This window comes from Allobosea sp. (assembly GCF_051860145.1).
GTDB lineage: Bacteria > Pseudomonadota > Alphaproteobacteria > Rhizobiales > Beijerinckiaceae > Allobosea.
This window is the reverse complement of sequence record NZ_JBHYEM010000045.1, coordinates 1-1074: the sequence shown is the minus strand read 5'-3', so window position 1 is coordinate 1074 and position 1074 is coordinate 1. Positions and strand designations below refer to the sequence as shown.

Sequence of the window (1074 nt, the reverse complement as noted above, 5' to 3'; positions counted from 1 at the left end):
CCTACGGCGCCAGACGCGTGTGGCGCGATGTGCTTGAGCAGGATCACCCTTGTGGCCTGCACCGCATCGAGCGGCTCATGCGAGAGCAGGCGCTTCGTGCCCGTCCCAGGCGCCGGGGCTTGCCAAAGGACCGCGGCGAGCGCTGCGCGGTGGCCGACAATGTACTGGAGCGCCAGTTCCAGGCCGATGCACCGAACCAGAAGTGGGTGGCCGACTTCACCTACATATGGACAGCCGAAGGCTGGCTGTATGTGGCAGCGGTGCTGGACCTGTACTCGCGTCGCATCGTGGGCTGGTCGATGCAAGAGAGCATGACTTCGCAACTCGTGGTGGACGCGCTGATGATGGCCATATGGCGCCGGGGCAAACCGGTGGCGCTGCTGCATCACTCGGATCAGGGCAGTCAGTACACCAGCGCGCACTTCCAGCAGTTACTGCGCGAGCAGGGCATCACCTGCAGCATGAGCAGAGCAGGTGAGGTCTGGGACAACTCGGCCATGGAGAGCTTCTTCAGTTCAATGAAGACCGAGCGCACGGCCAGGAAGGTGTACCGCAGCAGGCAGCACGCTCGCGCAGACGTGTTCGACTACATCGAGCGCTTCTACAACCCAACGCGCCGACACTCGACGCTGGGCTACGTCAGTCCCGTACAGTTCGAACAAGCTCAACAAGCTTAGGTCGGTGTCAACGAAACCGGCAGCAGCCCAATACCCCTGGCAAGCTGGTGGGCGGACTGGTCCTGAGGAGAAGCTATGGTCTGCCGGCCCGTACTTTGGCAGGATCATGTCCAGATCAACCACGGAGAAAACACCTTGCGTCTCATCCTGGCCATACTTCTTCCCTTCGTCGCCTTCTTCACGATCGGCCGTCCGATCGCGGGCATCATCTGCTTGATTTTGCAGGTCACCCTCATCGGCTGGCTGCCGGCTGCCATCTGGGCCGTGTATGCGCTCAGCCAGTACAAGACGGATCGCAAGATCGAGAAGGCGCTGAGCGCTCGCCGGAACTTTTGAGACGCGACAGCTACCCGCGCCTCAAAGAGAGGGCGCTCTTGCTTACTAGACGCCTGAGCTA

General features: G+C 61.5%; 2 protein-coding genes. Both read left to right on the top strand.

Translation table 11 applies throughout. The annotated features are described in order from the left end of the window. Positions 1-677 (top strand): IS3 family transposase (locus ACTIF2_RS27580; RefSeq protein ID WP_439500338.1); only part of this gene is annotated, 677 nt, incomplete at its 5' end. 135 nt (positions 678-812) lie between these two features. Further along, the gene (locus ACTIF2_RS27575; protein ID WP_296738983.1) at positions 813-1013 is read left to right on the top strand and encodes a YqaE/Pmp3 family membrane protein; all 201 of its coding nucleotides are present in this window, start codon (positions 813-815) and stop codon (positions 1011-1013) included. Positions 1014-1074: the final 61 nt, after the last annotated feature.